Origin of the sequence: Chrysiogenes arsenatis DSM 11915, from assembly GCF_000469585.1 — a bacterium.
Classification (GTDB): Bacteria; Chrysiogenota; Chrysiogenetes; order Chrysiogenales; family Chrysiogenaceae; genus Chrysiogenes; species Chrysiogenes arsenatis.
In genome coordinates this window covers 133934-158879 of record NZ_AWNK01000006.1, presented here as the reverse complement: position 1 = coordinate 158879, position 24946 = coordinate 133934, and the positions used below count along the sequence as shown (strand labels likewise).

Annotated in this window: 21 protein-coding genes; 13 read left to right on the top strand and 8 right to left on the bottom strand. The window is 51.2% G+C overall.

All coding sequences use genetic code 11. The features are described 5' to 3' along the window. Positions 1–22: 22 nt before the first annotated feature. Entirely contained in the window at positions 23–418 is a 396-nt protein-coding gene (gene arsD, locus P304_RS14085) for an arsenite efflux transporter metallochaperone ArsD (protein ID WP_051321416.1), read from the top strand. Further along, complete coding sequence (gene arsA, locus P304_RS14080; RefSeq protein ID WP_051321415.1) at positions 418–2130, top strand: arsenical pump-driving ATPase; 1713 nt, start codon at positions 418–420, stop codon at positions 2128–2130. The genes arsD and arsA overlap by 1 nt, the downstream gene beginning before the upstream one ends. Before the next feature lie 77 nt (positions 2131–2207). Here arsA and P304_RS16005 read toward each other — a convergent pair whose 3' ends face one another. The 4 genes from P304_RS16005 to P304_RS0104675 all read right to left on the bottom strand — a co-directional run bounded on the left by P304_RS16005 (position 2208) and on the right by P304_RS0104675 (position 8547). After that, on the bottom strand, positions 2208–4190 hold the full coding sequence (locus P304_RS16005) for a methyl-accepting chemotaxis protein (protein ID WP_051321414.1): 1983 nt from the start codon (positions 4188–4190) through the stop codon (positions 2208–2210). Positions 4191–4434: 244 nt separating this feature from the next. Continuing rightward, positions 4435–5088 (bottom strand): TorD/DmsD family molecular chaperone, encoded by a 654-nt coding sequence (locus P304_RS14070; RefSeq protein ID WP_051321413.1) that lies wholly within the window; start codon positions 5086–5088, stop codon positions 4435–4437. A 121-nt stretch (positions 5089–5209) separates the two neighbouring features. Then, positions 5210–5989, bottom strand: coding sequence for a 4Fe-4S dicluster domain-containing protein (locus tag P304_RS0104680; RefSeq protein ID WP_027389594.1), 780 nt, complete (start codon positions 5987–5989; stop codon positions 5210–5212). Positions 5990–6009: 20 nt separating this feature from the next. After that, complete coding sequence (locus P304_RS0104675; protein ID WP_027389593.1) at positions 6010–8547, bottom strand: molybdopterin-dependent oxidoreductase; 2538 nt, start codon at positions 8545–8547, stop codon at positions 6010–6012. A gap of 201 nt (positions 8548–8748) precedes the next feature. Here P304_RS0104675 and P304_RS14065 point away from each other — a divergent pair, with 201 nt between their 5' ends. The 11 genes from P304_RS14065 (at position 8749) to P304_RS14050 (ending at position 21385) form a co-directional block, all read left to right on the top strand. Beyond that, positions 8749–9681 (top strand): substrate-binding domain-containing protein, encoded by a 933-nt coding sequence (locus P304_RS14065; protein WP_051321412.1) that lies wholly within the window; start codon positions 8749–8751, stop codon positions 9679–9681. Between the two features lie 56 nt (positions 9682–9737). Further along, entirely contained in the window at positions 9738–11153 is a 1416-nt protein-coding gene (locus P304_RS14060) for a HAMP domain-containing sensor histidine kinase (RefSeq protein WP_236613303.1), read from the top strand. Further along, positions 11150–11800 carry a response regulator transcription factor gene (locus tag P304_RS0104660; RefSeq protein WP_051321410.1) on the top strand — a complete coding sequence of 217 codons (651 nt, stop codon included), beginning with the start codon at positions 11150–11152 and terminating at the stop codon, positions 11798–11800. Before P304_RS14060 ends, P304_RS0104660 begins: the two co-directional genes overlap by 4 nt. An 83-nt stretch (positions 11801–11883) precedes the next feature. Then, the gene (locus tag P304_RS14055) at positions 11884–14445 is read left to right on the top strand and encodes an EAL domain-containing protein (protein WP_330216749.1); all 2562 of its coding nucleotides are present in this window, start codon (positions 11884–11886) and stop codon (positions 14443–14445) included. Between the two features lie 146 nt (positions 14446–14591). Continuing rightward, positions 14592–15047, top strand: coding sequence for a hypothetical protein (locus tag P304_RS0104650; RefSeq protein ID WP_027389591.1), 456 nt, complete (start codon positions 14592–14594; stop codon positions 15045–15047). 13 nt (positions 15048–15060) lie between these two features. Next, positions 15061–15438, top strand: coding sequence for a hypothetical protein (locus P304_RS0104645; protein WP_027389590.1), 378 nt, complete (start codon positions 15061–15063; stop codon positions 15436–15438). 26 nt (positions 15439–15464) lie between these two features. Continuing rightward, positions 15465–15731 carry a hypothetical protein gene (locus P304_RS0104640; RefSeq protein WP_027389589.1) on the top strand — a complete coding sequence of 89 codons (267 nt, stop codon included), beginning with the start codon at positions 15465–15467 and terminating at the stop codon, positions 15729–15731. Further along, positions 15728–18955 (top strand): SpoIIE family protein phosphatase, encoded by a 3228-nt coding sequence (locus tag P304_RS0104635; protein ID WP_027389588.1) that lies wholly within the window; start codon positions 15728–15730, stop codon positions 18953–18955. Before P304_RS0104640 ends, P304_RS0104635 begins: the two co-directional genes overlap by 4 nt. Positions 18956–19179: 224 nt before the next feature. Continuing rightward, positions 19180–19536: a single stranded DNA-binding domain-containing protein gene (locus P304_RS0104630; RefSeq protein ID WP_034764286.1), complete on the top strand. Its 357-nt coding sequence runs from the start codon at positions 19180–19182 to the stop codon at positions 19534–19536. Beyond that, a complete protein-coding gene (locus P304_RS0104625; protein ID WP_027389586.1) occupies positions 19533–20699 on the top strand; it encodes an ABC transporter permease in 1167 nt (388 codons plus the stop codon). The genes P304_RS0104630 and P304_RS0104625 overlap by 4 nt, the downstream gene beginning before the upstream one ends. Continuing rightward, a complete protein-coding gene (locus P304_RS14050) occupies positions 20696–21385 on the top strand; it encodes an ABC transporter ATP-binding protein (protein WP_051321409.1) in 690 nt (229 codons plus the stop codon). The genes P304_RS0104625 and P304_RS14050 overlap by 4 nt, the downstream gene beginning before the upstream one ends. On the opposite strand, the gene P304_RS0104615 is transcribed toward P304_RS14050, so the two are convergent. From P304_RS0104615 to P304_RS14045, 4 genes are read right to left on the bottom strand one after another with little or no spacing between them, the layout of a single operon-like run. After that, entirely contained in the window at positions 21382–21981 is a 600-nt protein-coding gene (locus tag P304_RS0104615; protein WP_027389585.1) for a PqiC family protein, read from the bottom strand. The two genes, P304_RS14050 and P304_RS0104615, sit on opposite strands and share 4 nt — an antisense overlap. Next, positions 21981–23639: a PqiB family protein gene (locus P304_RS0104610; RefSeq protein ID WP_027389584.1), complete on the bottom strand. Its 1659-nt coding sequence runs from the start codon at positions 23637–23639 to the stop codon at positions 21981–21983. The genes P304_RS0104615 and P304_RS0104610 overlap by 1 nt, the downstream gene beginning before the upstream one ends. Then, entirely contained in the window at positions 23636–24304 is a 669-nt protein-coding gene (locus P304_RS0104605) for a paraquat-inducible protein A (RefSeq protein WP_201766917.1), read from the bottom strand. Before P304_RS0104605 ends, P304_RS0104610 begins: the two co-directional genes overlap by 4 nt. Continuing rightward, positions 24259–24921, bottom strand: coding sequence for a paraquat-inducible protein A (locus tag P304_RS14045; RefSeq protein WP_034764166.1), 663 nt, complete (start codon positions 24919–24921; stop codon positions 24259–24261). The genes P304_RS0104605 and P304_RS14045 overlap by 46 nt, the downstream gene beginning before the upstream one ends. Positions 24922–24946 lie beyond the last annotated feature (25 nt).

The window sequence follows — 24946 nt, the reverse complement described above, 5'->3', positions numbered from 1 at the left end:
CGAATACACTCAAGGAGCCTTTATGAACATTACGATTTACGATCCGGCGATGTGCTGTCCAACCGGCGTCTGCGGCCCATCTGTCGACCCGGAACTCGTTCGCGTCAATGACCTGATGAAAAAAGCTGAGGCGGCTGGTGTCAGTGTAACCCGCTATGGCCTTTCGACCACGCCGCAAGCCTTTGTTGAAAAAGTCGAAGTATCACGCCTGCTGCAAAGTGAAGGGAACGGTGTCCTGCCGATAACCTATATTGGCGACGTCCTTTTTATGCAGGGGCGCTATCCCAGTAACGAGGAATTCATGGCGGCTTTCCGCCTGAATGGTGTCGTCGTACCCATCGAAGCGCCACGGTTCAAAAAAGCCGAAAGTTGCTGCGGTAGCTCTGTTGCGGGAGTATCAAAAGGGAAGTGTTGCTGATGGAGTGGCTGTATAACGCGCCGCGCAACCTTTTCTTCACCGGAAAAGGGGGCGTGGGGAAGACAACGACCGCCACGGCGACGGCCATCGCACTGGCGGGCAATGGCGCTGACGTGTTGCTGGTCAGCACTGATCCCGCGTCAAATCTGGATGAAGTGCTTGGCGTGCACCTGACCAATGCGCCGTGCGCCATAGCCGCAGTGCCGCATCTGTTTGCTATGAACATCGATCCCGAAGCCGCTGCCGCGGCGTACCGCGAACGGATTGTTGGGCCGTATCGTGGCATTTTGCCGGAGGCGGCGCTGGTCAGCATCGAAGAGCAGTTGTCCGGCGCGTGTACGGTCGAAATTGCGGCTTTCGATGAATTTACTAAATTGATTGGCAATCGCGAACTCAGTGGTCGCTTTGCCCATATTGTGTTTGATACCGCTCCGACTGGACATACGCTCCGTCTGCTGGAACTCCCTGCGGCGTGGAGCGATTTTCTGGCCAATAATGCTGGGGGGACTTCGTGCCTCGGACCGCTTTCTGGCTTGGGCGCGCAAAAAGAACTCTATCAGGGAACCCGTGCGGCGCTCGCCGACCCCGCTCAAACGCTGGTCGTGGTCGTGGCACGACCGGAGGTGGCGACACTCGATGAAGCGGCACGGGCGGCAGCCGAGTTGGCAGCGCTTGATATCACGCATCAGATGCTGGTGATAAATGGCATTTTCCGGTGCCAGCACGGCAGCGATGCCGTTGCACGGGCGCTTTCCCAGCGGGCGGCAGCGGCATTGGCGTCGGTTCCTGCTGCGCTGCGCGATCTGCCACGGGTTGAGCTGCCGCTTTCTTCCCGTCCACTGCTGGGTATTGATGCACTCAGGGGCTTCTTTACGACAACTGACGAAGAACCTGATGAGCTGGCAATGCCGCTCTTTGCCTACAACACCGCACCTTTCGGCACCTTTGATTGCCTGATTGGCGAGCTCGCGCAAGCGGGCAGTGGGGTGATTATGACCATGGGTAAGGGGGGCGTGGGGAAAACGACGCTTGCCGCACGGATTGCTTTGGCACTGGCATCAGCCGGTCACTCGGTGCACTTGACCACGACCGATCCCGCTGCTCATATTGCGGCGGCTGCTGGTGATGTTCTCCCTAGCAATCTGCACGTCAGTCGTATTGATCCGAAAGTCGAAAAGGCGGCGTATATTGCTGAAGTGATGGCTACGACTGGTGCCACACTTGACGAAGCGGGGCGTGCGCTGTTAGAAGAAGAAATGCGTTCGCCGTGTGCTGAAGAGATTGCGGTTTTCCGTGCTTTTGCTCGCACGGTGGCTCATGGAACTGATGCGTTTGTGGTGATTGATACGGCACCGACGGGACACACGTTGCTTCTGCTTGATGCGGCGGAAGCGTATCACCGTCAGGTCTCACGGTCGATGGGCGATATTCCACCTGAGATCAAGGCATTGCTGCCGCGCCTACGCGACCCTGAATTTACAAAAATCGTTGTGGTGACATTGCCGGAAGCGACTCCGGTGCACGAAGCGAGCGCCCTGCAGGATGACCTGAAGCGTGCTGGAATCGCACCGTGGGGATGGGTGGTCAATCAAAGCTTCACCCCGTTGCCGATCACCAACACGGTATTGCATCGTCGCAAGGAGCAGGAAGGGCGGTATCTTGATGAAGTGCTGGCTTTGACAGAAAAACCATTTCTGATAGCGTGGGGATAGTTGATAGGATGCCCGCGGAAGTAAAAAAGGCTCGACACCATTGTGTCGAGCCTTTTTTGCGTTGAATGACAAAAGTATTATGTTTTAAATCGTTGCAGCATATCGAGTTGGGAGTGTGATTTTTGCGCCAGTGTCACGGCGACATCGCTAATGTTGTCGCCCGCATTTTTATTTTCCTGCGAAAGCATGACCATTTCCTGCATAATTTCAATCAAATCTTTGGTCTTTTTGGCGATAAATGTACTCTTCCGCACTAACTCAGACGACGATTCAACGGTATGGTAGAGCTTTTGTTGTGTTACGCCCGCCTGATCCATCAGCCCTTGCGAGTTGTTGGCGATGGAAAGAATGCTGTTGGCCACCTGATTCACGTCGCCATGAATGCTGCCAATTCCTTGTGTGATACTGTTGATGATCGTGCGGATATCGCCCAGTGAACTTTGCGTCCGTTCCGCGAGAACGCGCACCTCATTGGCGACCACCGCAAATCCGCGTCCTTGCTCTCCTGCTCGCGCCGCTTCTATCGAAGCGTTGAGTGCCAGCAAATTCGTTTGGTCGGCAATGTTAGAGATAATGGCCAGAACGCTGGCAATCTGATTGGCCTCTTGGTTCAGTGATTCCATTTTCTTTGCCACTTCTTGCTGATCTTTGTTGTCATGCAGGATTTGTTCGTTCACTTTGGCAAGATCTTGCAAGAGTGTCGAGAGCATCTTGTAGCCCTCTTCCAGAACAAGCGTTGACGTAACCGCCAACTCTTCGGTTGCATCAAGGTTGGCTCCGACTTCATTCACCAGTACGCCAGTTCTTTCCACCAGGTCAAACTGTTGCGCAATATTGCTGGCAAGTGATTCCGAGGTTGCCGAAAGTTCTTCGCTGGCAGTCGCGGTTTCATGCGAACCATTGGACGCTTCTCTGACGATTTGATGGGTTAACTCAAGAAAACGGTTGATGGCTTCGTTGGCCTTGGATATTTCGTCTTTACCATATTCGGGGAAGCGCTTGGTCAAATCGCCATTGCCAGCAGCGAGATCGATAAACTCTTGTTGCATATCTAAGAGTGGTTTAGTCATGCGAAAGGCGATTATCGTTGTGCTGATCAAGGAAACGGTCGCCAGTACGAGCACGACTAATACGGTGTTTATAGCCGCTGATTGTTTGGTCTGATCCAGATGTTCACGGTTAAGCAGGTTTGCTACGATGGCCGCCATTTGTCCGCGACCGTCATACAGCGCTTGGTACACGATATTGTACTCTTGATCGTTGATCGTAAGGATGTCAAAAAACTTTTCTTTCCGTTCTAACCGGCTCAAAACCTCTGCGGGAAGGGCATGTTCACCCTGAAATCCCGATACGGTTGACGCATTGATGTGATTTTTCGCAATAAAGGCGACATCAGAATTGGATATTGCGGAAAGATACTGCACGGTATTCTGCCGCAGATAACTGCCGACTTTTATGGTTCCAACGACTTCGCCCTGATGGCGCAGTGGCATAACGGCATCCATTGCCATTTCACCAGTAGTAATTGAAACAGTTAAGCCATTGCTTGCTTTTCCTTGGAGAGCATCGCGGATCATAGGGACGGCGGATTTATTGTCACCGTGCTTGGAAGGGTTGTGACCGCGCATAATGACGATCCCTTGATTGTCGGTCACTTCTAGCGTGGCAATCGTGGAGTCGTTGGCGTAGAGCGCTTGATAGTCAGCCGTTAAAATCTGTTCTAATCGTTGTATATCGTTAAAGGCTAGGGCGTTCGCAATGCCTTCTTTGCGGGAAAAAATATCCGTGTAGGTGGTCACTCGCTCCTGAAGGTTTGTGAGCGTCGCGGCCGTGCTGGTAGCAGAGTTAAGGACAAGTAGTTCATAATCTTCTTCTATTGTTGTGTGTGTTGCGATAACCACCAGAGCGACCATCACAACGGCTACTGATGCTACCATCGCGACAAAAAAAGCAATCAACTTGGCGCGCATCGTGAAATTTGGGAAAAGCACGCGCGTTTTCGGGGTCGATGCGCCTTGGTGTTGTCGTAGAGCCAAAGCATTTGAACTCGTATTGCTCACGTAAATTCTCCTTAAATTTTGTTGATTCTGTGCTCACTTTGAGGAAGGAGTGCATTTCTTGGACGGCGCATTTTTTTACACATTTTATATCTGACAATTGTCAATTACGCAATGGTGGTGCGAAATATTCAGAAAGAATCAAGTTGGCACATAGTAGCCTAGAATAGGTTTCCTTCAAGCAACAAAGAAGCCAAGGAATCTCCCCTTGGCTTCTTTGTTTTCAGTGTTTTTTATAAGGTGTGTCCTACAGCGATTCAGGAATATGGGCTTTCCATGCGGTTGAACTGACGTATGCTTGCAAGGCTTGTCCGAGGAGTCGGTAATACTCAACGGTGCTTTCTGTGATAATATCTTCAGCAAATTGTGGAACCCATTTGAGGAGATTTGCCTGAAGGAAACTCTCGGACGTTGCGAGATATTTTTTGGCGGTTTCAATATCGCTCTCGTGCAAGGCAGTAGCTTCCTTGTGGAGAAGAAAGTACATAAACTCCAGCTCCACCGTGATGTGATCTGGCGGGCAGTGGAATTCATTGTCTATAGCCAGTCCGTGTTCGCGATAGGTTTTGATAACTTCTAGTGTTGAGTCGCCCATTAAAAGTTTTTCATCATCGAGATAGATAGAGCCGTATGGAGCCGCAAGCAGTTTTCCTGGGCCAACAAAGAGCGCGGCGTATTCGACCAGTAAGGCTTCTTCAGACTCCACGTTACGAAGTGCGGCTTCAAGAGCGTTCAGTGGCGCTACGGCTTCCGGCGCTTGTGCATGAGCAATAGTGAGAAGGTGCGGAAAAATGTTATTCTCGCGATACATCTCAAGTTCTGGTTGATAGAATAATGCAGCAAGAAGACGGTACCCTTCGGCGCGCTGCATTTCAAAATCGGCAAACTGGGTAATGGTCATGTGGACTCCGTTTTTGAGAGCTCTGTTAAAGGGACTGTATCGTACTCAAATGAGTATAAATTGCAAGAGGTGACGAAGGGTTGTCCCTTAGTCACCTCATCATTGCAAACGACTTGTTAGGTTACTTCGCGCTGTATTTGCGGAGATAGATAACGTTTGGCTTCGTGCCTTCGCTTGCTTTCTGTACTTTCCCTTTGTTATCAGCCAGTGCGTGCGTTTCATACGCTTTTACTGCTTTGCTGATTTCGCTGTTTGCGTCAGAAAGATCGCCAAAGATACGGGCGCTTGATGGGCAAGCCTGTACGCAGTACGGTTGACTGCCTTTGGTTACCAAATGTTCACAGAAGATACACTTTTCAGCTTTACCAGTGCCACGAACAGGGTTGTAGTCTGGGTGAGTGTGCGCCGTCTGGTATGGAGGTGTTGCTCCAGCCTTGGCAGCAATCTCTTTGCCGGAAGTCGTGCACCCTTTGATGATTTCTGTGCCATCGTTATAGCGTGGTTGCACTTGGCCACGGTTGATGCTGATAACACTGAATTGAGCTGCTTTGTCGGTATCAAGGTTCGCGCTGCTGTATGGGCAGGCGTTTTGACACATACCGCACCCAATACAACGTGCTTCGTTGTGCATGGTAATGCCGTTGTCTTTTTTGTACATTGCCTTCGGGGTAACCGGACATGCGGCAACGCACGGAGCGTCGGAGCAATGGTTACACAGTGTCGGGCGCATGGTGTAGGAAACTTTTGGAAATTTTCCTTCTACGCTTGAGCAGTAGTCTGCCCAGTTAAAATTCTGTCCATCACGGGGATCGTCGGTATTATTCTGGGTTTTGCAGGCAAGGCCGCACGCCCCACATCCGGCACATTTGTGCAGATCTATCGCCATTCCATATTTAGCCATGTGTATGTCCTCCTTCTACCTTACGCTTTTTCGATCTTAACGCCGGTAAAGCCGCCGTTGCGGGCCGTTGCGCCGGTGATGCGATCATAATCGGCAGGCATGATGTCGTTAAAGTTAGCTCCACGTGCGACCGCTTTGCCGAAGTCCTTAGCCGAAACGCGACCCATAGCGAAGTGTCCTTGGCCGTAGCATTTGGCCACACAGCCGGGGCGTACCCCTTCCCACAGACGCGCTTTGACAGTAAGGCTGCCGATAACCGAAGTGACTTTCACCATGTCGCCTTCGTTGATGCCAAGCTTCTTCGCATCAGCGGGGTTGATTTGGAGTACGTCTTCTTGGTTTACATCGCCCGGATCGCATTTTTTGAACGCATGATACCAGGTGGCGTTAGTGCTGCGACCTTCGCGGTTGAGGCGTGACTTCATGTCGATCAGTGAGAATGGGAACTCTTTTACGTCGCCATGGCGTTTTGGTGATTCGTAGTGCGGAATGAAAGCCAATTCGCCGCGAGCTTCGTAGTTGGTCGCTTCCATCACCTGATCAACGGTGACCTTGTTTTTCTCGGCATGTGCCAAGAGGCCTTTTTTGAGGGTTTCGCTGTAGAATTCGAATTTCTTCGTTTCGGTCGGGAACCCTTTTTCCCACTTCTGACGGAACTTAAACTTCGGAGAGTTCACGATACCCTTCTCCATAAAGTCTGCCCAGCCGTTCAGCTTGTCGCCTTTGTACTCCGCATTTTCCTTCGGATCCCAGCACTTTTTGCTGCGGATCTTGGTCGCATAGAGGGCGAACTCAAGGCTGTTAGTCGGATTTTTGCCAGTTTCAGGATCTTTGTATTCGTTATAGAGCCAGTTGTACATATTCTCAAAACCTTTGGCTTTGAGTTTTTCCGCCAGCAACCACGTTATTTCGGTTTCAACCCCTTTTACGTCAAACATCCGCTCAACTACAGGCTGCTGAATGGAAGTATGGCCGTGAAGGTTGGCCTTGCTGCGGATAACCGCCCAGTCCTCAGTATGGTGCAGTGCTGCAGGAAGTACGATATCCGCAAAGTAGGTCATTTCGGAGAACATTGGAACGCAATGGACAAAGAAGGGAACTTTCGCGAGCGCCTTGTCCCAACGGGCACCATCTGTGCCGGAGAAGTTGAAGTTACAGAAGTAGCCAATCGCCACTTTGATGTCGTACGGGTCAGCCGCCAGAAGTGCATCGGCGACGTTGTTGGTAACAACTCCAGTGCCGGGTTTCGCACTGCCCATGGCAGGGAACTTGAGGGTGCCGCGCTGGTCGATCTTTTTGTTCTTTGCTCCCGCTTTGGCAACATCATCCTGATAAGCATCTATTTTTGGATAGCTGCTGCTCGGTGATCCCATACCGGTGCAGAGGCCGCCTTCACTGTCGCTGGCGCCAACAAGGCCGTTCAGGGCATGGATACACATAACGGCATACGAGCCGCGTGGCTGCATGTTCGGGCCGTACCAGATGGCACAGGCTGGAGCGGCCTGAGCAAACTCTGTGGCAACGCGAATAATGGTCGCTTCGTCAATACCAGTTACTTTCGCCGCCCATTTCGGGGTACGATCTTTCACTTCAAGATTCCACCACTTAACAATGCCATTGGTGAGTTTTTCTTCGAAGTCTTCTTCTTTGACGGTTTTTCCGGCAACGAATTTGTTTTTGCCATCTTTGAAGTCGCCAACAAACTCTTTGCTCCAAAGACCCTTGGTGATGATGACATGCGCCATCGCCAATGCGAGTGCGCCATCTTCCGAAGGTTTAATTGGGAGCCACTCTTGCGCCTTTGAGGCCGTGTTGTTCATGCGCGGGTCAACCGCGACGACTTTACCGCGATCCATAACACCCTGAATTTTACGGATGGCATTGGGAATCTGACGGTTAGAAGAAAGCGGGTCGCACGCCCATGCAATGAGGTACTTCATGTTATCAAGGTCGTAATCGCGATAGCCCCAGAATCCTTCGGTGGCCATCGAGCCCATTTTTTCAACTTCGGCACAGATAGCGCTGTGCGAGATGTTGTTTGGTGAGCCGATCATCTTGGTGAGATCGCCGTAGAAGATACTGTTGTGGTCGGAATAGCGACCGCGCATGAGCAAGTACTTATGCGTTTCATTGTTTTTGCGTAGTTCCATGATCTTGTCGGCAATGGTATCCATTGCTTCATCCCATGTGATAGGGACAAATTTTGGATCTTCTTTGCGACCTTTTACCGGATTGGTGCGCTTCATTGGAGTCTTGATACGGTCTGGATCATAAAGTTGCTGCAGCATTAAGTGGCCGCGTACACAGCAGTAGCCGTTGTTGGCTTTGGAAAGCTGGTTGCCGCGTACTTTGACCGCACGGCCATTCTGAACAAAAAACTCAACTGGGCACCATGTGGTACACCCTTGGCAGGTACTTGGAATCCACTTACCTTCCGCCTCGCCCATCGCGCTTGCGCCGGTTCCTGTTTGAGCAAAAGCGTTCAGGGTGGGTGAAGCTACCGCTACAGCGCCAACGGCTGCACTGGCTTTCAAAAACTCTCGTCTTTTAATCCGCATTTCTACCTCCACAATCTGTGAATAGGGTTGTTGAACTTCCTNGCAGGATAACTACGTTTGAATTTGTAAGACTTCTGCGGCCAGAAAACCATCGGTAGAAATCCGTTTTTTTCTCAGGGAAAAACCTGATACTCTCGCAACAGAAATATGCGTATCTTTACCCGACGTCTACGCTCACAGAACACACATGAGGTGCAACGTATGAACTATAAAGTATTACTGATGTTTTGGTCAATTTCGCTGACCATCCTTATCTCGCTGACGCTCTACAACAGTGTAAGTTTTCGTTCGGTAAAACCTATTCCGGTTGATCTTTCGGAACGCAGCACGCGCCTCGCCACTGTCGATTCGCCGGGGGTTTTTCGGGTGGCAGTTTCATCAATGATCTCGCCTTTGGAGACGATGAAGGGATATGGGCCGGTTTTGAGTTATATCGAGCAACAAACGGGACGCAAGGTTGAGTTAGTGCAGCGCCGTACCTATCGCGAGGTCAATGAACTGATCCGCGAAAATAAAATTGATTTGGCATTTATCTGCACCTATTCATTTGTAGAAGCGGAATTGTTCGGTGCAAGGCCTGTCGCTGTCCCGCAAGTTGAGGGAAACCCTTACTATCAGGCGGTGGTGATTACGCGGCGCGATAGTGGTATTAATTCGCTGGAAGAGCTGCGCAATAAGCGGTTTGCCTTTACCGATCCTATGTCTTTTTCTGGTCACATTGCGCTTCGTGGCGAGTTGGTAAAGGTTGATCGTACCCCAGAAACGTTTTTTGCCAGCACGTTTTATACGTATAGTCACGACAACTCCTTGCGGGCGGTGTATGACGGGATTGTGGATGGGGCAACCATCGACAGTCTTGTCTTTCGCTCGTCGAACATCCTCTATCCAGAAATTGGCGCGGCGTTGCAAGTGGTGCATGTTTCGCCGCTTGTCGGGGCTCCGCCCGTGGTGGTCAGTCCGGGTTTATCGGAGGAGGACTATCAGCTTATTCGCCGTGCCTTTTTGAATATGCATAACGAACCGCTGGGGAAGCAAGCGCTGGACACCTTGTTTATCGACCGTTTTGTGATGGTGAATTCTGGCCACTATGACTACATCCGCGAGATTGCTGGTAAAATAGAGGTGGTTGAGTAGTATGTTTACCAAGTTTTGGGAGTTATTACTCCGGNACACAGAGTGTCAGTATGGAGATGAAAGTGCTTTCGATCACCATTGGCTTTATCCTCTTTCTTGGCGCAGGCGTGGCGCTGGAGATGCGGAGCATTGTGAGTGATCTGCTGCTGGGCGAACTTGATAAGCAGGGGGTTTCGCTGGCAAGCGATTTGGCGGCGCGCAGTGCTGATTTAGTGCTCACCAGCAATGTCTATGCCATGCACCAGCTCTTACACGATACCGTGAACAACAACGATAGTGTGCAGTACGCCTTTGTGACGAACGAGAAAAACGAGGTGGTGGCGCATACTTTTTCCGGCGGGTTTCCGGTGGCGTTATTGCGTGTAGCACAGGAAGTTCCTGCCATGAACCAGGGGAAGCGTCTTCTTGAAATTGAGGAGCAGGTGGTGCACGATTTTTCCCGTCCGATAGTTGACGGTCGCGTTGGCGTTGCCCGAGTTGGTTTACACGAAAAAAATATCCGCGCGTCGATTATTCACGTGACGCGCACGATTGTGCAAACGACAATTATGATGTCAATTGTCGGCATTTTCGCCGCGTTTTTGCTGACGAATTTGCTGCATTACCCCATCAATTTGCTGGTCGATGCAACGCGGCGCGTTTCGCTCGGTGACTTTGCGCAGCGCGTGGTGATTCACACCAAAGATCAAATCGGCATTTTGGCGCGCGCCTTTAACGAAATGGGGGAAAATCTGGCGCGCAAAGAGGGGGAGAACAGCCGCCTTCTTGCGGAGTTGGAAAAAAAAGAGAGTGTGCGGCGTAATTTGCTGAAAACATTGATCACCGCGCAAGAATCTGAACGGAAACGGATAAGTCGGGAGTTGCATGACGAAACCGGGCAAATGCTCAGCTCGCTCATGCTCCATCTGCGCCACCTGAAGAGCGCCGAGGGGAACGTGCTTATCGACGAAGAGATTGAAAGGATGCGCGCCGTTGTGGAGCACTCGATTCACGAAGTCAAACGGATTTCACGTCAGTTGCGTCCGAGTATCTTGGATGACATGGGACTCTTGCCAGCGGTTGAGCATTTGGGACGCGAATACCAAAAGAATGCTCAGTTTGAAGTTGATGTCGTGATTCAGGGGCGCGAAATCAGTCGGCGCTTATTGCCAGAATTGGAAATTACCTTGTTCCGCATTGTGCAAGAGGCGCTCACTAACGTCACCAAATATGCAGAGGCTTCAAATGTGAGCATCATTTTTACGCTGCGTGGTGATTTATTGCAGTTGATTATCGAGGATGATGGTGAAGGATTTGATGTTGAACGCCACTTTGCTGGCGATACCAGCCACGAGCATTTGGGTTTACACGGCATGCAGGAACGGGTTGAGATTGTCGGTGGTACGTTTCAGATCGAATCAACGCGTGGTGTCGGAACGACCATTTATGTCAGCATTCCCATAACGTACGAAGAAAGCGAGGCTCTTGCATGATACGGATTCTCATTGTCGATGATCATGCCGTCATACGCAGTGGTCTTGCCATGTTACTCAGTGCGCAATCGGACATGGAAATCATTGCTGAAGCCAGTAATGCTGCGGAAACACGCGCAATATTAAAGCATTCGCGCCCTGATATTATTTTACTCGATGTCAATCTGCCCGACCAAAATGGCCTTGAGCTGGCCGAAGATATTTTGCGGCAATATGGGCTGTTAAAAATCCTTTTTCTTACCATGCACGATGAGCCGGAATATGTGGGTCGGGCGCTGCAAATTGGCGCATCGGGGTATATCCTGAAGAGCGCGGCAGATACCGAGCTGATTGATGCTGTTCGTGCGGTCTATAGTGGTGAGTTTGCTCTGCAAAAAGGGTTGCGCGAAAATATCGCTCGTCGCACAGCACGCAAGCTACGCACCAGCGACAGTGTGCCACCGGTCGCTTCGCTCACCAAGCGGGAGCTTGAAGTGCTTCGACTCGTGGCACTGGGATATACGCAACAAGAAATTGCCGAAGAGTTGGGGGTAAGTTCGAAAACGGTAGAAACGCACAAGTCGAATATTATGGAGAAATTGAACACCAAGAAGCGTTCTACATTGGTAAAGTATGCGCTGGCGCATGGGATTATTCAGGCAACGTAGTGTATCGCCACCGAATTCGCCCTGTTTTCCGAAGAGCGAATATGGTATGAATCCGAGAAGGCGCATTTCGGAAAGGTCGTGCAATGCAAAACCTCGTTCTCTTTTCATTGAGTATTTTAATGTGCGTATTGATAAGTATTTCCCCCGCATTGTCGACTCCGATTGTGGTTCGCATAGGGGTGTATGAGAACGTGCCGAAAATTACGGTTGATCGTGCCGGAAAGCCTTCTGGTATTTTGGGCGATTTGATCGTTGAGATAGCACGCCTTGAGAGGTGGCAGCTTGAGGTGGTGCCGTGCGAGTGGGAGCAGTGTATGGAACTGGTTCGCACGGGGCAGATTGATCTTTTGCCGGATGTGGCGGAAAACGAACAACGGCGAACCGAGATGGAATTCCATGCCATTCCGGTGTTGCACAGTTGGTCACAGGTTTACCGCAGCGAAAAAGTATCTATCACCACCATTCTGGAGCTTGATCAAAAACGGATTGCGATTCTGGAAGACTCTATACAACTCAGTTACCTGCGCGGCTTAGCGCACGAATTTGATATCCGTCCTGACTTTGTCGTTGTGCCAACATTAGAACGGGCGTTGCAAGCCGTTGCGGATGGCAATGCTGATGCCATGGTGACCAATCACTTACATGGCCATTATAACGCGCCAACCTTCCATCTTTTTCCGACACCGGTGATGTTTCTTCCGTCACGCCTCTTTTATGCCACGCCGCCACGTCAGGGAGACGTCCTGCGTGCGCAGATTGATGCCCATTTAGCGCGGTGGCGCGATAATCCCGATTCGATGTACTATCAGATTTTGCGGCGTTGGGGCGGTGAAACGCAACCACAGCCAATCCCGAAAGCGCTTTGGTGGGGGCTGGGAATTCTTTCTGCTTTGCTGGCCGTCACGGTGGCGTTCATATATCTACTGCGCTATCAGGTACGCCAGAAAACCCGTGAGTTGGCGGAAAGTGACGAGCGGTTGAGTACGATCCTGAACCATTTAGATGCGTATGTGTATATCAAGGATTCCCATCACTGCTACCAATTTGTAAGCCAAAAGGTGTGTGAAGTTTTTGGATTAAGTGCCGAGCAGATTATTGGCAGGCGCGATGATAGCTTATTTGATAGCGAAACGGCGGCACGCCTGTATGAAAATGACAGCCGGGTGTTAAAAAAAGGGGAAAAACTGGTTATCGAAGAGACGAATCACTTCCCGCTGCAATCCATCACGCGCACCTATCTTTCGGTAAAAATTCCTTTGTGGGATGCCCGTGGATCAGTTGTCGCGCTGTGCGGTATTTCAACAGATATTACGGAGCAGCGGCGTCATCAAGAAGAGCTCCATCAGTTAACTTTTTACGATCCGCTAACCGCATTGCCGAACCGCCGCTTGTTTCTTGATCGATTGCGCGATGGTGTGGCGAATATCACCAGCTATGCGCATGATATGGCGATTGTGTATATCGATCTGGATCATTTTCGTGACCTCAATGATACCCTTGGGCATCAAGTAGGCGATAGGCTCTTGCAGATTATTGCGACACGCTTGCAGGCAGTTGTGCAACAAGGCGATACCATGGCGCGTCTTGGGGGCGATGAGTTTGTTTTGTTAAAAGATAATCTGAGTGCGAATCGCGAGAAAGCGTTGCAGCAAGTCGAACACGTGATTGCACTAATTGTCGAACAGTTGAGTGGCATGATTGTGCTGGAGCACGCGTCGTACACTGTTACCGCAAGTATTGGCGCGGCATTTTTATCCGACACGGGTCGCGGCGATGAACTGTTAAAAAGCGCCGAGTTAGCGATGTTTGAGGCCAAGGAAAGTGGCCGCAATGCGGTGCGGTATTTTGACCCGTCCATGCAAAAACAAGCCAATATGCGGATAGAAATGGAAGCAGGTTTGCGGCGTGGTTTGTTAGAAAATGAATTTATCCTCTATTATCAACCACAATATACCGCGCAAGGGGCAATGCTCGGTGTGGAAGCGCTGGTGCGATGGCAGCCACCTGGTAAACCACTGACGTCGCCGGCAGAATTTATTCCGATTGCAGAAAGCAGTGGTTTGATTCTCCCCCTCGGACGTTGGATTTTGCGTACCGCTTGTGGGCAACTGGCACGCTGGGCGCAACAGCCAGAAACGGCGCATTGGAGAGTCGCGGTCAATGTGAGCGCGCGACAACTGCACGACCCCGAATTTGTCGCTGACGTGCTCAATGTGCTGGAGCAAACCGGTGCCGACCCGCACCTGCTAGAATTGGAATTAACGGAAAGTTTGCTGGTAGAGAATGTTGAACAGACGATCATCAAAATTCTCGCCTTGCGTGAGCGAGGGGTGAGCTTTTCGCTCGATGATTTTGGGACGGGATATTCTTCGCTGAACCTGTTGAAACGCCTGCCGCTTGATCAGTTGAAAATCGACCAGAGCTTTGTGCGCGATCTTTTGTCAGAAAAAAATGATGAAGCGATTATCCGCACGATCATTACCCTTGGCCGCAACCTGAATCTTCAGGTCATTGCCGAAGGGGTGGAAACTGAAGCGCAACGCGATGCGCTCCTTGCAATGGGATGCGATCGTTTCCAAGGATATCTTTTTAGTCGACCATTACCGGAGATGGAGCTTCTACAGCAAATTTTTGCGGTGAAATGAATCCTTCAGGGGGGTATTTACCTGCAAAATGAGTTGACACACGGTGAAATCTCCTTATCTTCATTCGAATCACTCACGGAAGAGGGAAGCGGGCGAGCCATGAAGGCACTCTGTTCCCTCGCAAATGTTCTTTTGCGGAGGTTTTCATGCGAATGGTATTGATGATGGGGTTGGTAGTCGCATTTGCTGCGACCGGCTGCGGCAGACAGGAAGTCTACGCACCATCGAATTCACAAATTACGGTACTCGGCTCCAGTGTTCTCCTTGAAGATGCCAGCGGAAGTCGCGATGAGCATTTTTTTGTGATTAAAGAGCGGGCTTCCAACACCACAACGATTGAAGTTGGGCGTCAAGGGCGCGTGCCGCAATTCAATCGTCCACCTGCGGCACCTGACCCGTGCCAGACGCTTCAGTCGTCACCCCAACACCCGTGCATCGCACCGCCATCATATCCGTATGGCTACCAACAACCAGCCTATGCTCCCTATGGTATGATGCCGCCAACATATCCGACCTATCCTGGGTACTATCCGATGCCAGCCGCGCCGATGCACTATCCGGTACCGGTAGCTATGCCACCAGTTTTTTATGTTCAACCGTAAGCGAGGAGGAAGCATGTCCGGTTTAATCCGTCGTCTCTTTGCTGTTGGAACCATTGTTTCGAGCAGCGCGCTGAGCGCGCTGGCGTGGTATCCAACGCCGTATCCCTACTATCCGCAACCCGCACCGCCGCAACCCTACGCTCCGTATCCTGCGGCACCATATCCGGTGTATCCGGTGCAACAGCCGCCAATCGCAACCTACTCGTACGCGCCACAGCCTGCGTATGAAGAGGTTGAAGTCTACGTTCCTGTCATAACGTACGAAAAGCGGAAAGCGTTCCGCCCTGTCGGTGTGGTTATTCCTGGACAACTGCCAACCATCTCGGCAGGGCAAGCGCCAAACGTTTCGATGAGCCCAGGTGCTGTAGGGGTGGTTCCCGAAAAAAAATAGTCACACAAAGTCGTAAGGGGTGAGCTATGAGCGAGCAACGATACCGCACATTGCAAGAGGCATGGATTCTCTGTTTCCTGCTCGGTGTTGTTATGATCAATTATCCTTTTACGCACATTTTTAATAAGGCGAGTACAATACTCGGCATTCCGCTTATGGTACTCTATTTTTTGGTCGGGTGGCCGCTATCCGTTGGAGTGATCTATCTTTTTACCCGCACGTTAGCATCCCACCATGATGAAAGCAGTGACGGTGAAACAGACGAGACGGACGAGTCACGGGATCCGTTATGATCCCTTTTGCAACCGTTGCATCGGTCACACTGATCTACTTTTTTCTGCTCTTTGCCATCGCATGGTATGCCGATAAGCGGCGTGATGCGACGCGCAGTATTATTGCCAGCCCGTATGTGTATTCTCTCTCGCTGGCGGTATATCTCACTACATGGACATTCTATGGCAGTGTCGGACGTGCCGCTACGTCGGGGCTTGATTTTTTACCGATTTACCTTGGGCCGACGCTCATTGCATTTAGCTGGTGGTTTTTGCTGCGCAAGATCGTGCGCATTTCTAAAGAGCAGAACATCGTCAGTATTGCTGACTTCATTTCGAGCCGGTATGGAAAATCGACCACCCTTGGGGCGGTGGTGACCATCTTTGCGGTTATCGGCATCATGCCTTACATTGCTTTACAGCTGAAAGCCCTCGCCAAAACGTTTGAAATTCTGACTACGCCTGCCGAGTCACTCCGTTCGCTTGAAACCAGTACTTCAACTTCCCTTGTCGGCACTTTTGATACCGCACTTATAGCCGCACTTTTGCTGGCGCTCTTCAGTGTGCTGTTTGGGGCGCGTCGACTTGACACCACCGAGCGTCACGAGGGGTTGGTGGCTGCGATTGCGACCGAATCAATTGTAAAATTGGTGACATTTTTACTGGCGGGGATTTTTGTGACCTATGGGCTGTTTAGTGGGTTTAGCGATATTTTCACCCGTTTCCTAGCAGAGTATCCGGATCGGATAAATTTACTGTTGTTAAATACAGCGCACACGCCTTATACGACTTGGTTCACACTGATTGTTATTTCTATGATGGCAGTGATGTTTTTGCCGCGCCAGTTCCACGCTATGGTGATCGAGAACTCCAACGAAGAACACATAAAAACGGCCATGTGGTGCTTTCCGGCCTACATGTTTGCGATTAACCTCTTTGTGATTCCCCTTGCGCTTGGTGGATTGCTGCTGAATGGTGGCGATACGACTCAGGCTGATTTTTTTGTCCTGCTCCTGCCGATGCAACATGGTCACCCATGGCTGGCGATGCTGGTGTTTCTGGGGGGATTTTCGGCGGCTGCTGGGATGGTGATGGTCTGTTCGGTAGCGTTGTCGACGATGATTCTGAACCATCTGATCATGCCTATCATTCTCCGTCTGCGTATTGAAACGGCTGACATTTCCGGCATTTTGCTTTCTATTAAACAGGTCGGGATTGTCGGTGTTGTCTTGTTGGGATATTTCTACTACCGCATTATTGGTGACACGTATGCACTGGTGAATATTGGTTTGATATCCTTTTTGGCCGCCACGCAGTTTGCTCCATCACTGATTGGCGGACTGTTCTGGAAACGCGGTAACCATCTCGGGGCGACCGTTGGGTTAGTGCTGGGCTTTGCCGTTTGGTTTTACACGTTGCTGGTTCCTTCTTTTATCCGTTCGGGATGGCTTGAAAGCACGCTGTTGGATGATGGACTGTTCGGTTTTTCTTTTTTGCGGCCGCTGGAACTCTTTGGCCTTACCGGTTTTGATATTTGGACACACGCGCTGTTCTGGACGATGCTTTTTAATCTTGGAAGCTACCTTGCGCTTTCACTTTTGACACGCCCTACGGAAATAGAAGCGCGCCAGGCCGTCAAGTTTGTCGATGTATTTGGTGGATCGTCGCGGATCGCACCACAACGCGAGCGGATCACGCAAGCTCCGAGCGTGCGGGAATTTGAAGAGTTAATGGCGAAATTCATTGGCGAAAAACAAGCGCGAGTGGCGATTCAGCGCTACCTTGAAGTACACGATCTGGCGCCTGATACGAAGCGGCTCCCAGAAAAAGCGGTTGTCGCTATGAAACAGTTTACGGAGCGGACATTGGCGGGGTCGGTTGGTGCGGCTCCTGCACGGGTGATTCTCGAAAATTATCTGAGCGCCAAGGGGAGTCGTATGGAGCGAGTGTTCGATCTCTTTGGGTCGGTCACGCTCAGTCGGTCGGCAAGTCGCGAGCAGTTGGGTGTCTTGTACGAAGTGGCGCGTGAATTGTCAGGAACGGCGGCGCTGCCACAAAAGCTTGACAACGTACTGGGGCTGTTGCAGGAACAGTTTAAATTTGATCTGACGATTATTCGGATGCTCGATGAGAATAAGCAAGCCTTGATCGTTCGTGCGCAGCGTGGCATGAGCTCCGAGCATATGGGTCGTTCGGAGCGCCATTTAGGGTTGGATAGCTATATTGGTACGGCATTTGTCACGAATTCTTCCGTTGTGGTGAACGATGCCGATATCGCGGATAAACCCGTTGCCGCCAAGCTGGTTCATGAAGAGGGGATTACTTCATTTGCTCACGTTCCCATCACCATTGAAGGGGAACCCGCAGGGGTGCTTTCCGCGTTTTCGAAAAGTTCACGTGGTATTTTTAGCGATGAATTTATGGAACTTTTTCAGAATATAGCGTCGCAAATCGGCGTTGCATGGCGTAACGATCGCCAGACGCAAGAGCTGGTGAGTTATAGCGAGCAAGAGCGTGAATTGCATATTGCGCGGATAATCCAAATGGGACTACTGCCGTCGGAAGTGCCACAGCTCCCTGCTATTTCGCTGGCAGGAATTTGCTTGCCAGCGCATCAGGTTGGTGGTGATTACTACGACTTTTTCTTGCGCGATGACGGGGTGCTCGACATTGTGATCGCTGATGTTTCGGGGCATAACATTGCGGCATCGCTGGTGATGGCGCAGACGCGAACGTATATTCAGGCGCGCGGGCGCGATAAACGGCGTCCAGCGGAATTGATGGGGGAATTGAACCGTTTTCTCTGCGATGATCTGATTAAAGCGGAACTCTTTATTACTATGTTTCATGCGCAATACCATGCGGATACGAACACGCTGTACTACTCCAGCGCAGGGCATAATCCGCCACTCTTATGGCGTTATCAGGAACAAATGTGTGAAAAGTTGGATGCTGACGGTTTATTGCTCGGGATTCAGCCGGAAGTTGATTTCGAAGAAAAATCAACTGTGTTACTTCCTGGAGATGTGCTGTTACTCTACACCGATGGTATTACCGAAGCACAGAATCGGCAGCGTGAGATGTTGGGAGAAGCCCGCTTGCGCGAGCTGATTGCCAGCTATGTCAGACTAAGTGCCCCCGATATGGTGGAGTCGATTCTTGATCAGGCACGGCTATTTACGGGATTGTATCAGTTTGTTGACGACATTTCGGTGGTGGTGATGAAACGGGAAATTGATGGGTAAGTTTTACCCGTATGAGCAGAAATTTCTCAATGCTTGTGTTCTCTCTCCCTGCAATGCTCCATTCTGGATCAATAAATTCCCAAAGCATATATCGCAATAAAGGTTTTACGCGCAATCCATATAGCTTATTGGTTTAATTGCAATTGTATCCTGCTTTGGTATTCACTTTGCACCTTGCACGGCGATCCGATTCGATACTATTTCTGAGGTGCTTTGTGAAATCTATGATTCTGGCTTTTTTGCTTGTCTCACTCCTGCTTGTTGGTTGTTCTAAAGAAGAAAAATACGGCGCTGGAGTAAACCCTCAAGCAACGGTCATTACGGTCGAAGATGCGTTCCTGAAGTCTGAATTTCTGGAGAAAGAAGCCCCTATCACCATAGCTGGAAACATTCAAACGCAGTGCACATCGAATGGTTGCTGGTTCATATTGCGCGATGCGACGGGGCAGATATTTGTCGATCTGGCACGCAACAATTTCACCGTTCCCGCTCGTGGTGGACGCGAAGTGACTGCGAGTGGCACACTCACCGTGTTTAATAACAACCTGCTGCTGGTTGCTAGCGGGGTGGCGGTCAAATGACGGGCTACCTTCATCTTGCCATACAAAACCTGCTGCGCCATCGCACGCGTAGTGCCTTAACCATGCTGGGGATTGCCGCTTCGGTGGGTGTTCTTTTTGCTGTTTTTTCCTTTAACCGTGGCTTTGAACAGAGCTTAGTGCAGCAGCTTGACAAAACCGGCCTGCATTTTATGGTTGTCCCTTCTGGGTGTGCGCATGAGGTCGCATCCCTCGTGCTGCATGGCACCGTTATTCCGAAATATCTTGATACGGGTGTAATGGAGCAAGTGCTTGCTGCTGAAGGGGTAACGCTGGCAACGCCGATTCTGGTCGCACAGCTCCCCAACCCCGCTCATGGCCGCATTGATTTGATGTATGGCATCGACATGAAAACGGTGCGCGATATTAAGCCGGGGTGGGAAATCACCGGCACGATACCGACCGCCCCAGACGAAATTTTGCTGGGATATGAAATTGCCGAGCACGCCAACATAAAACCGGGCGACACGATGAGTTTTCCGCAACACCCGACACCGTTGCGCGTTGCGGGGATCATTGGCAATACCAGTTCGCCTGATGATGCGTTTATCTACATTCCTATTACAACCGCACAGCAGATGCAGGGAAATCCAACTGGTGCAACTGCTATTGGTGTAAAAGTCGCTCATCCTGAGCAGATGTGGAATATAACTGATGCGCTTTCCAAGGAAGTTCCAGGGATTCAAATTGTTACTATGGGCGAAGTGATGAATAGTATTTCTAACCTTGCTGCATCGGCGAAATCACTGAGCCTTGCGATTGCCCTGATTGCCGTGCTTATCAGCGCCGTCGGGGTGATGAACTCTATTCTGATGGCCGTTTTCGAGCGGACGCAGGAGATCGGCATGATGCGCGCTGTCGGGGCATCACGCTTTGATATCTTCCAAATGATTATTAAGGAAACTTCCATCCTCAGTTTGGCTGGCGGAGTCGTCGGGATTCTCCTCGCCGTGATTGGTTCGCGCGGCATCGAAGCCTTTGTGCGTAGTGTTATGCCATACGTTCCCAGTGGCGATTTGGTGCAGTTTGAACCCTCCGTTGCCCTTGCCAGCATTGGATTTATCTTCGTGGTCGGCCTGCTTGCCGGTCTCTATCCCGCATGGAAAGCGTCAACCATTAACCCAATCGAGGCGATAAAAGGATGATACAACTTAAAGGAATCGAAAAAACCTACCAGCGGGGTGTCGAAACGGTTCATGCCCTTGCTGGAGTAAGTTTAGAGATCAATGCTGGCGAAATGGTAGCGATTGTCGGGCAGTCCGGTGCAGGGAAAACCACATTACTGCATATTCTTGGCTGCCTTGATGTTCCTACCAAAGGGGAAATGCACTTTGATGGTGTCCGTGTTGACACCATGCGCGAAGCGGAACTCGTTGCCTTGCGTCGCCAGAAAATCGGCTTTATTTTTCAACAGTTTCATCTGATACCTGGGCTGAGTGTGGCGGATAACATCGCCTTGCCGCTGCTGTTTGCCAAGCAAAAGGCCAATCCGACCCGCATTGCTGAATTGGCGACGATGGTGGGGCTCAAAGAGCGCCTCCACCACACGCCGGGGCAACTCAGTGGTGGCGAAATGCAGCGGGTAGCGATTGCGCGTGCGCTGGTGGGGAATCCGGAAATTATTCTGGCTGACGAACCGACCGGCAACCTTGATTCTGCCAACAGCGAAAAGATCTTCGGTCTGCTGCGTGATTTGCACCAGACTGGCATAACGGTGGTGATGATTACGCATAACGATGAACTGGCGAGTCGTGCGGAGCGGGTGATCCGACTGCGTGACGGAAAAATATGCCACGGGTTGCCGGCACCAGTCAGTCAGCCCTTGAATTAAGGATTTTGCTGCAACTCGCGAATGGCGAGACTGATGTCATGACTGACGCGCAACAATGCCTCGCTGTAAGCCGCGGCGAGCGCATTGTTGCTACTATCAGTGGTGGGTATTGTGATGTTTGTCCGTCCACTTTTCGCTACGGGAGCGTCTTTGGGGTACACTCGCCACGTGGCATCAAAAAGCACCGCTTCGCCTAATGTCGCCGCGATGCGCGTGGCGTCGACTTGCACGCGGTACAGGTTGTTTTCTCCCCGTAAGTGAGTGGTTTCTGGATACGTGCCGACGCGCGATGTTCCGAGCAGTGTCGCGAGGTTCATGGCAATTACGCGGGTCATTTCGTAGCGTAGTGGCGCCGCCCAACGGTGAAACTCATCAAAAACAACTTGGTCGGCACCATGTTGCCGTACCATTTGTGGACGGTCTATTGTTGGCGGAATGGTGACGCGCTCGACCAGCAGCGCCACATCAAGCACCTGTTCGTGTGTCATAGCCAAGGGGTTGAGTGTGTAGAACGAGGCCGGCGGAGTTGTGGCGCAGCCGCTGAGGAAGCCGAGGCTCGCTATGAGAGCGAAGAGCCAGTTTCGTGTTTTTTTCATCAGTTGTTTCCTCCTGTTTTTCCACGTAGCAGCGACTCGGGATGCCGCTCTAGGTATTCTGTTAAGTGATGCAGGCTTTGGGCAGCACGCGTCACTTCGCGCAACATATCGCGGAGTTCATGTTGCAACGGTGCATCGGTATCCAGCAGGTTTGTTTCTGCTTTGGCCAGCGCCCCTTGCGCTGTTGCCAGCACCTGTTGCAAGGCGTCGAGGGTTTGGCGTACCTCAGGAGCGATTTCGCCATCAATCTGTTTTACCAGTTGTCTGGTTTCCTGCAAGGTGGTGTTAAAAGTTGCCAATGCCGTCGTGAGTTCTTGCGCCAGCGTTTCGAGCGGGAGCCGCTCGAATTTATCAAGAATGGTCAGAAGTTTCTTTTCGTACAGCGCAATACCACCCGCCATAACGGGAAGTTCAGGCAGGTCGCGCGTCCAATCGACCGTTACCTGTGGCGCGTTGGGGAAATAGTCAAAGGCTACAAAAAGTTGCCCACTTAAAAGGTTGGAAGTTTGCAGTTGGGCACGGAGTCCTTTTTTGACAAGATTTTGCAGGAGATTTTTTTGGTCAAGATCACTGACGATGTGCTCTTTCATAGCTGCTCCGCCGTAGAGGTGCCCGGTGAGTCGGTCGGGGTAAATCGCAATTTCTACGCGCGGGTGGATGCCAAATGTGGTTGGATGATATTCGAGCTGAATGGAGGTCACTTCGCCGATCGGGAGCCCAAGGAAGGTGACGGGAGCGCCAACGGTGAGTCCGCGCAGCGATTCTTGGAAAGAAACCGTGTAGCGATGTATCTGCGTTTCTATGGGCTTGAAAGCTTTCAGACGGTCGTCGTGCAAAGTAAAGGTAGACGCTGTGGCGGCGGGTTCTCCGCGTGGTGTTCCGATAGGCTCTTCAAAGGCAATACCGCCCATAAACAGCGAGAGAAGCGACTGTGTTTTCACCGCCAGCCCACCCGCATCAAGCGAAATGTCCACTCCGCTGGCATGCCAAAAGCGGGTGTCGTCCCAGACAAAACGGTCGTACGGTGCATGAACAAAGATTTGGATAGTGATGGTTTTACCATCGTCGTCGATGCCGTACCCCGTAACCTGTCCGACATTCAATTGACGATAGTAGAGCGGTGTGCCAACACCAAGCGAGCCAAGGTTGTCGGTCTGTAAGGTAAACGCGCTCCCAAGCTGGTCGTCAGGGATGACCGGCGGAGTGTCGAGTGCAACGAATACATGCTGCTCCTGCTCGCTTTTGCCCGGTTCAACCCCGATATAGTTGCCGGAGAGGAGTGTGCCGATACCGGAAATTCCGCTCATGGTAATGCGCGGTTGCACAACCCAAAAGCGCGTCCCTTCGACCATCAACCCAGCCGCGTGCTTGTCGATTTGCGCGGTGACTTCTATTTTCTGATAATCCTCTGATAGTCTGATCGACTTTACGTGACCAATATTGATATCCTTATATTTTACAAATGTTTTCCCCGCCTCTATGCCAGCTGCAGCCTGAAAGATGATAGTGACGGTTGGCCCTTTACTCAGGTGGCTCTGCACGGCAATGCCGATGGCGATAATCGCTGCCAGAATCGGGATAATCCAGACGATAGAAAGCGTGCTCCGTTTGGGTGCAACAATTTCAGCTGTTGGGAGAGTGTTCAGGGTATCGTTCATCGTATCTCCTTTTCTGTCTGCTCTCTATCCCAAATGATCCGTGGGTCGAATGATTCTGCCGCTAGCATTGTGAGCACAACAACAGCAGCAAAAAAGATCACCCCAGGGCCAGGTGTTGCTGACATGAGTGAGTCAAATTGTACCAGTGCAACGGCGAACGTGATCACAAAAACATCCAGCATGGACCATCTCCCGATATAGCGTACGACGCGATACAGTCGCGTTCGTTCGCGATTGCCCCACTGTTTATGATTATATCGTGCGGTTAGCAAATGTACCAGCGCCAACAGTTTTGCGAGTGGAATGCAGATGCTGGCGACCAGTACAATGAGTGCAAGGTGCCATGAGCCTGAAGCGTACAAACTCGCAATGCCGCTGATGATAGTGTCGGCCACCGTGCCACTTAACGAAGTGGAATTCATGACGGGTAAAAGATTCGCTGGCAAGTAGCAAATGGCGGCGGCAATTGTAAATGCCCACGTCCGTTGCTCTGAGCGGGTGATTCGATACAGGAGTTTTTTGCCGCAGCGGGGGCAGTAGTGTGCTACCTCTTCTTGCGTGGCACGGCACAGAAGACCGCAACTTTTACACCGGACAAGACCAAGTTGGTGGGCGCTTTTCATGGCAGGCGGCATGTGTCCCCATTTCTGGTTCCATTGTGCCACGTGATGCGGCTCCAGATCGAAGCACTTTCGAAACTGGTAATCATGGCCGCAAGGAGAAAGACTAAGATGCCGGTGGCGTAAAAGCCGATGTTTGGCAGAATAGTTGCGATTTGTGAAAGCTTGACGAGTGCCACCAAAATGCCCAACAACATCACTTCTGACATCGACCAGATGCGCGAAAAATCCCATAGCCGTAGCAGTGAGCCAACCCAAGCAGGAACACTCTCCCGGCGTGCGGTAATCAGGATAACCAGTATAAATCCAATTTGGATGGCGGGCGCGATCAAGACGCAGAAAGCTACAATAGTGGCGGTGATGTGCTCGCCAAGTGACCACATTTCGATGATTCCATCGATCATAGTCGCCTCGTTCAGACGGCCAACGACGCTGAGTCCCATCAGTGGGATTGAGTGAGCCACCACAAACATGATTGCCGCAGCAAGTGCCAGTGCTAGTGTCCGTTGCCAATGTTCTGCCCGGTCGCTACGGAAGAGAGCGCCACAACGGGGACAACGTGCTTTTTGCGACCCTTTCAGTGGTGGGATGTGCTGGAGTAGGTCACAATCGGGGCAGGCCGTAAGGTTTTCTGTACTCAAGTCAAGTGTCGGGAGGTTCATGAGATGCTCCAGAATGAGTGAGGAA

Bases quoted from the DNA above. Each gene is read 5' to 3' on its own strand.
- arsD (WP_051321416.1), top strand. From the start codon at position 23: ATGAACATTACGATTTACGATCCGGCGATGTGCTGTCCAACCGGCGTC.
- arsA (WP_051321415.1), top strand. From the start codon at position 418: ATGGAGTGGCTGTATAACGCGCCGCGCAACCTTTTCTTCACCGGAAAA.
- P304_RS14070 (WP_051321413.1), bottom strand. From the start codon at position 5,088: ATGACCATTACCCAGTTTGCCGATTTTGAAATGCAGCGCGCCGAAGGG.
- P304_RS0104680 (WP_027389594.1), bottom strand. From the start codon at position 5,989: ATGGCTAAATATGGAATGGCGATAGATCTGCACAAATGTGCCGGATGT.
- P304_RS0104675 (WP_027389593.1), bottom strand. From the start codon at position 8,547: ATGCGGATTAAAAGACGAGAGTTTTTGAAAGCCAGTGCAGCCGTTGGC.
- P304_RS14065 (WP_051321412.1), top strand. From the start codon at position 8,749: ATGAACTATAAAGTATTACTGATGTTTTGGTCAATTTCGCTGACCATC.
- P304_RS14060 (WP_236613303.1), top strand. From the start codon at position 9,738: ATGAAAGTGCTTTCGATCACCATTGGCTTTATCCTCTTTCTTGGCGCA.
- P304_RS0104660 (WP_051321410.1), top strand. From the start codon at position 11,150: ATGATACGGATTCTCATTGTCGATGATCATGCCGTCATACGCAGTGGT.
- P304_RS14055 (WP_330216749.1), top strand. From the start codon at position 11,884: ATGCAAAACCTCGTTCTCTTTTCATTGAGTATTTTAATGTGCGTATTG.
- P304_RS0104650 (WP_027389591.1), top strand. From the start codon at position 14,592: ATGCGAATGGTATTGATGATGGGGTTGGTAGTCGCATTTGCTGCGACC.
- P304_RS0104645 (WP_027389590.1), top strand. From the start codon at position 15,061: ATGTCCGGTTTAATCCGTCGTCTCTTTGCTGTTGGAACCATTGTTTCG.
- P304_RS0104640 (WP_027389589.1), top strand. From the start codon at position 15,465: ATGAGCGAGCAACGATACCGCACATTGCAAGAGGCATGGATTCTCTGT.
- P304_RS0104635 (WP_027389588.1), top strand. From the start codon at position 15,728: ATGATCCCTTTTGCAACCGTTGCATCGGTCACACTGATCTACTTTTTT.
- P304_RS0104630 (WP_034764286.1), top strand. From the start codon at position 19,180: ATGATTCTGGCTTTTTTGCTTGTCTCACTCCTGCTTGTTGGTTGTTCT.
- P304_RS0104625 (WP_027389586.1), top strand. From the start codon at position 19,533: ATGACGGGCTACCTTCATCTTGCCATACAAAACCTGCTGCGCCATCGC.
- P304_RS14050 (WP_051321409.1), top strand. From the start codon at position 20,696: ATGATACAACTTAAAGGAATCGAAAAAACCTACCAGCGGGGTGTCGAA.
- P304_RS0104615 (WP_027389585.1), bottom strand. From the start codon at position 21,981: ATGAAAAAAACACGAAACTGGCTCTTCGCTCTCATAGCGAGCCTCGGC.
- P304_RS0104610 (WP_027389584.1), bottom strand. From the start codon at position 23,639: ATGAACGATACCCTGAACACTCTCCCAACAGCTGAAATTGTTGCACCC.
- P304_RS14045 (WP_034764166.1), bottom strand. From the start codon at position 24,921: ATGAACCTCCCGACACTTGACTTGAGTACAGAAAACCTTACGGCCTGC.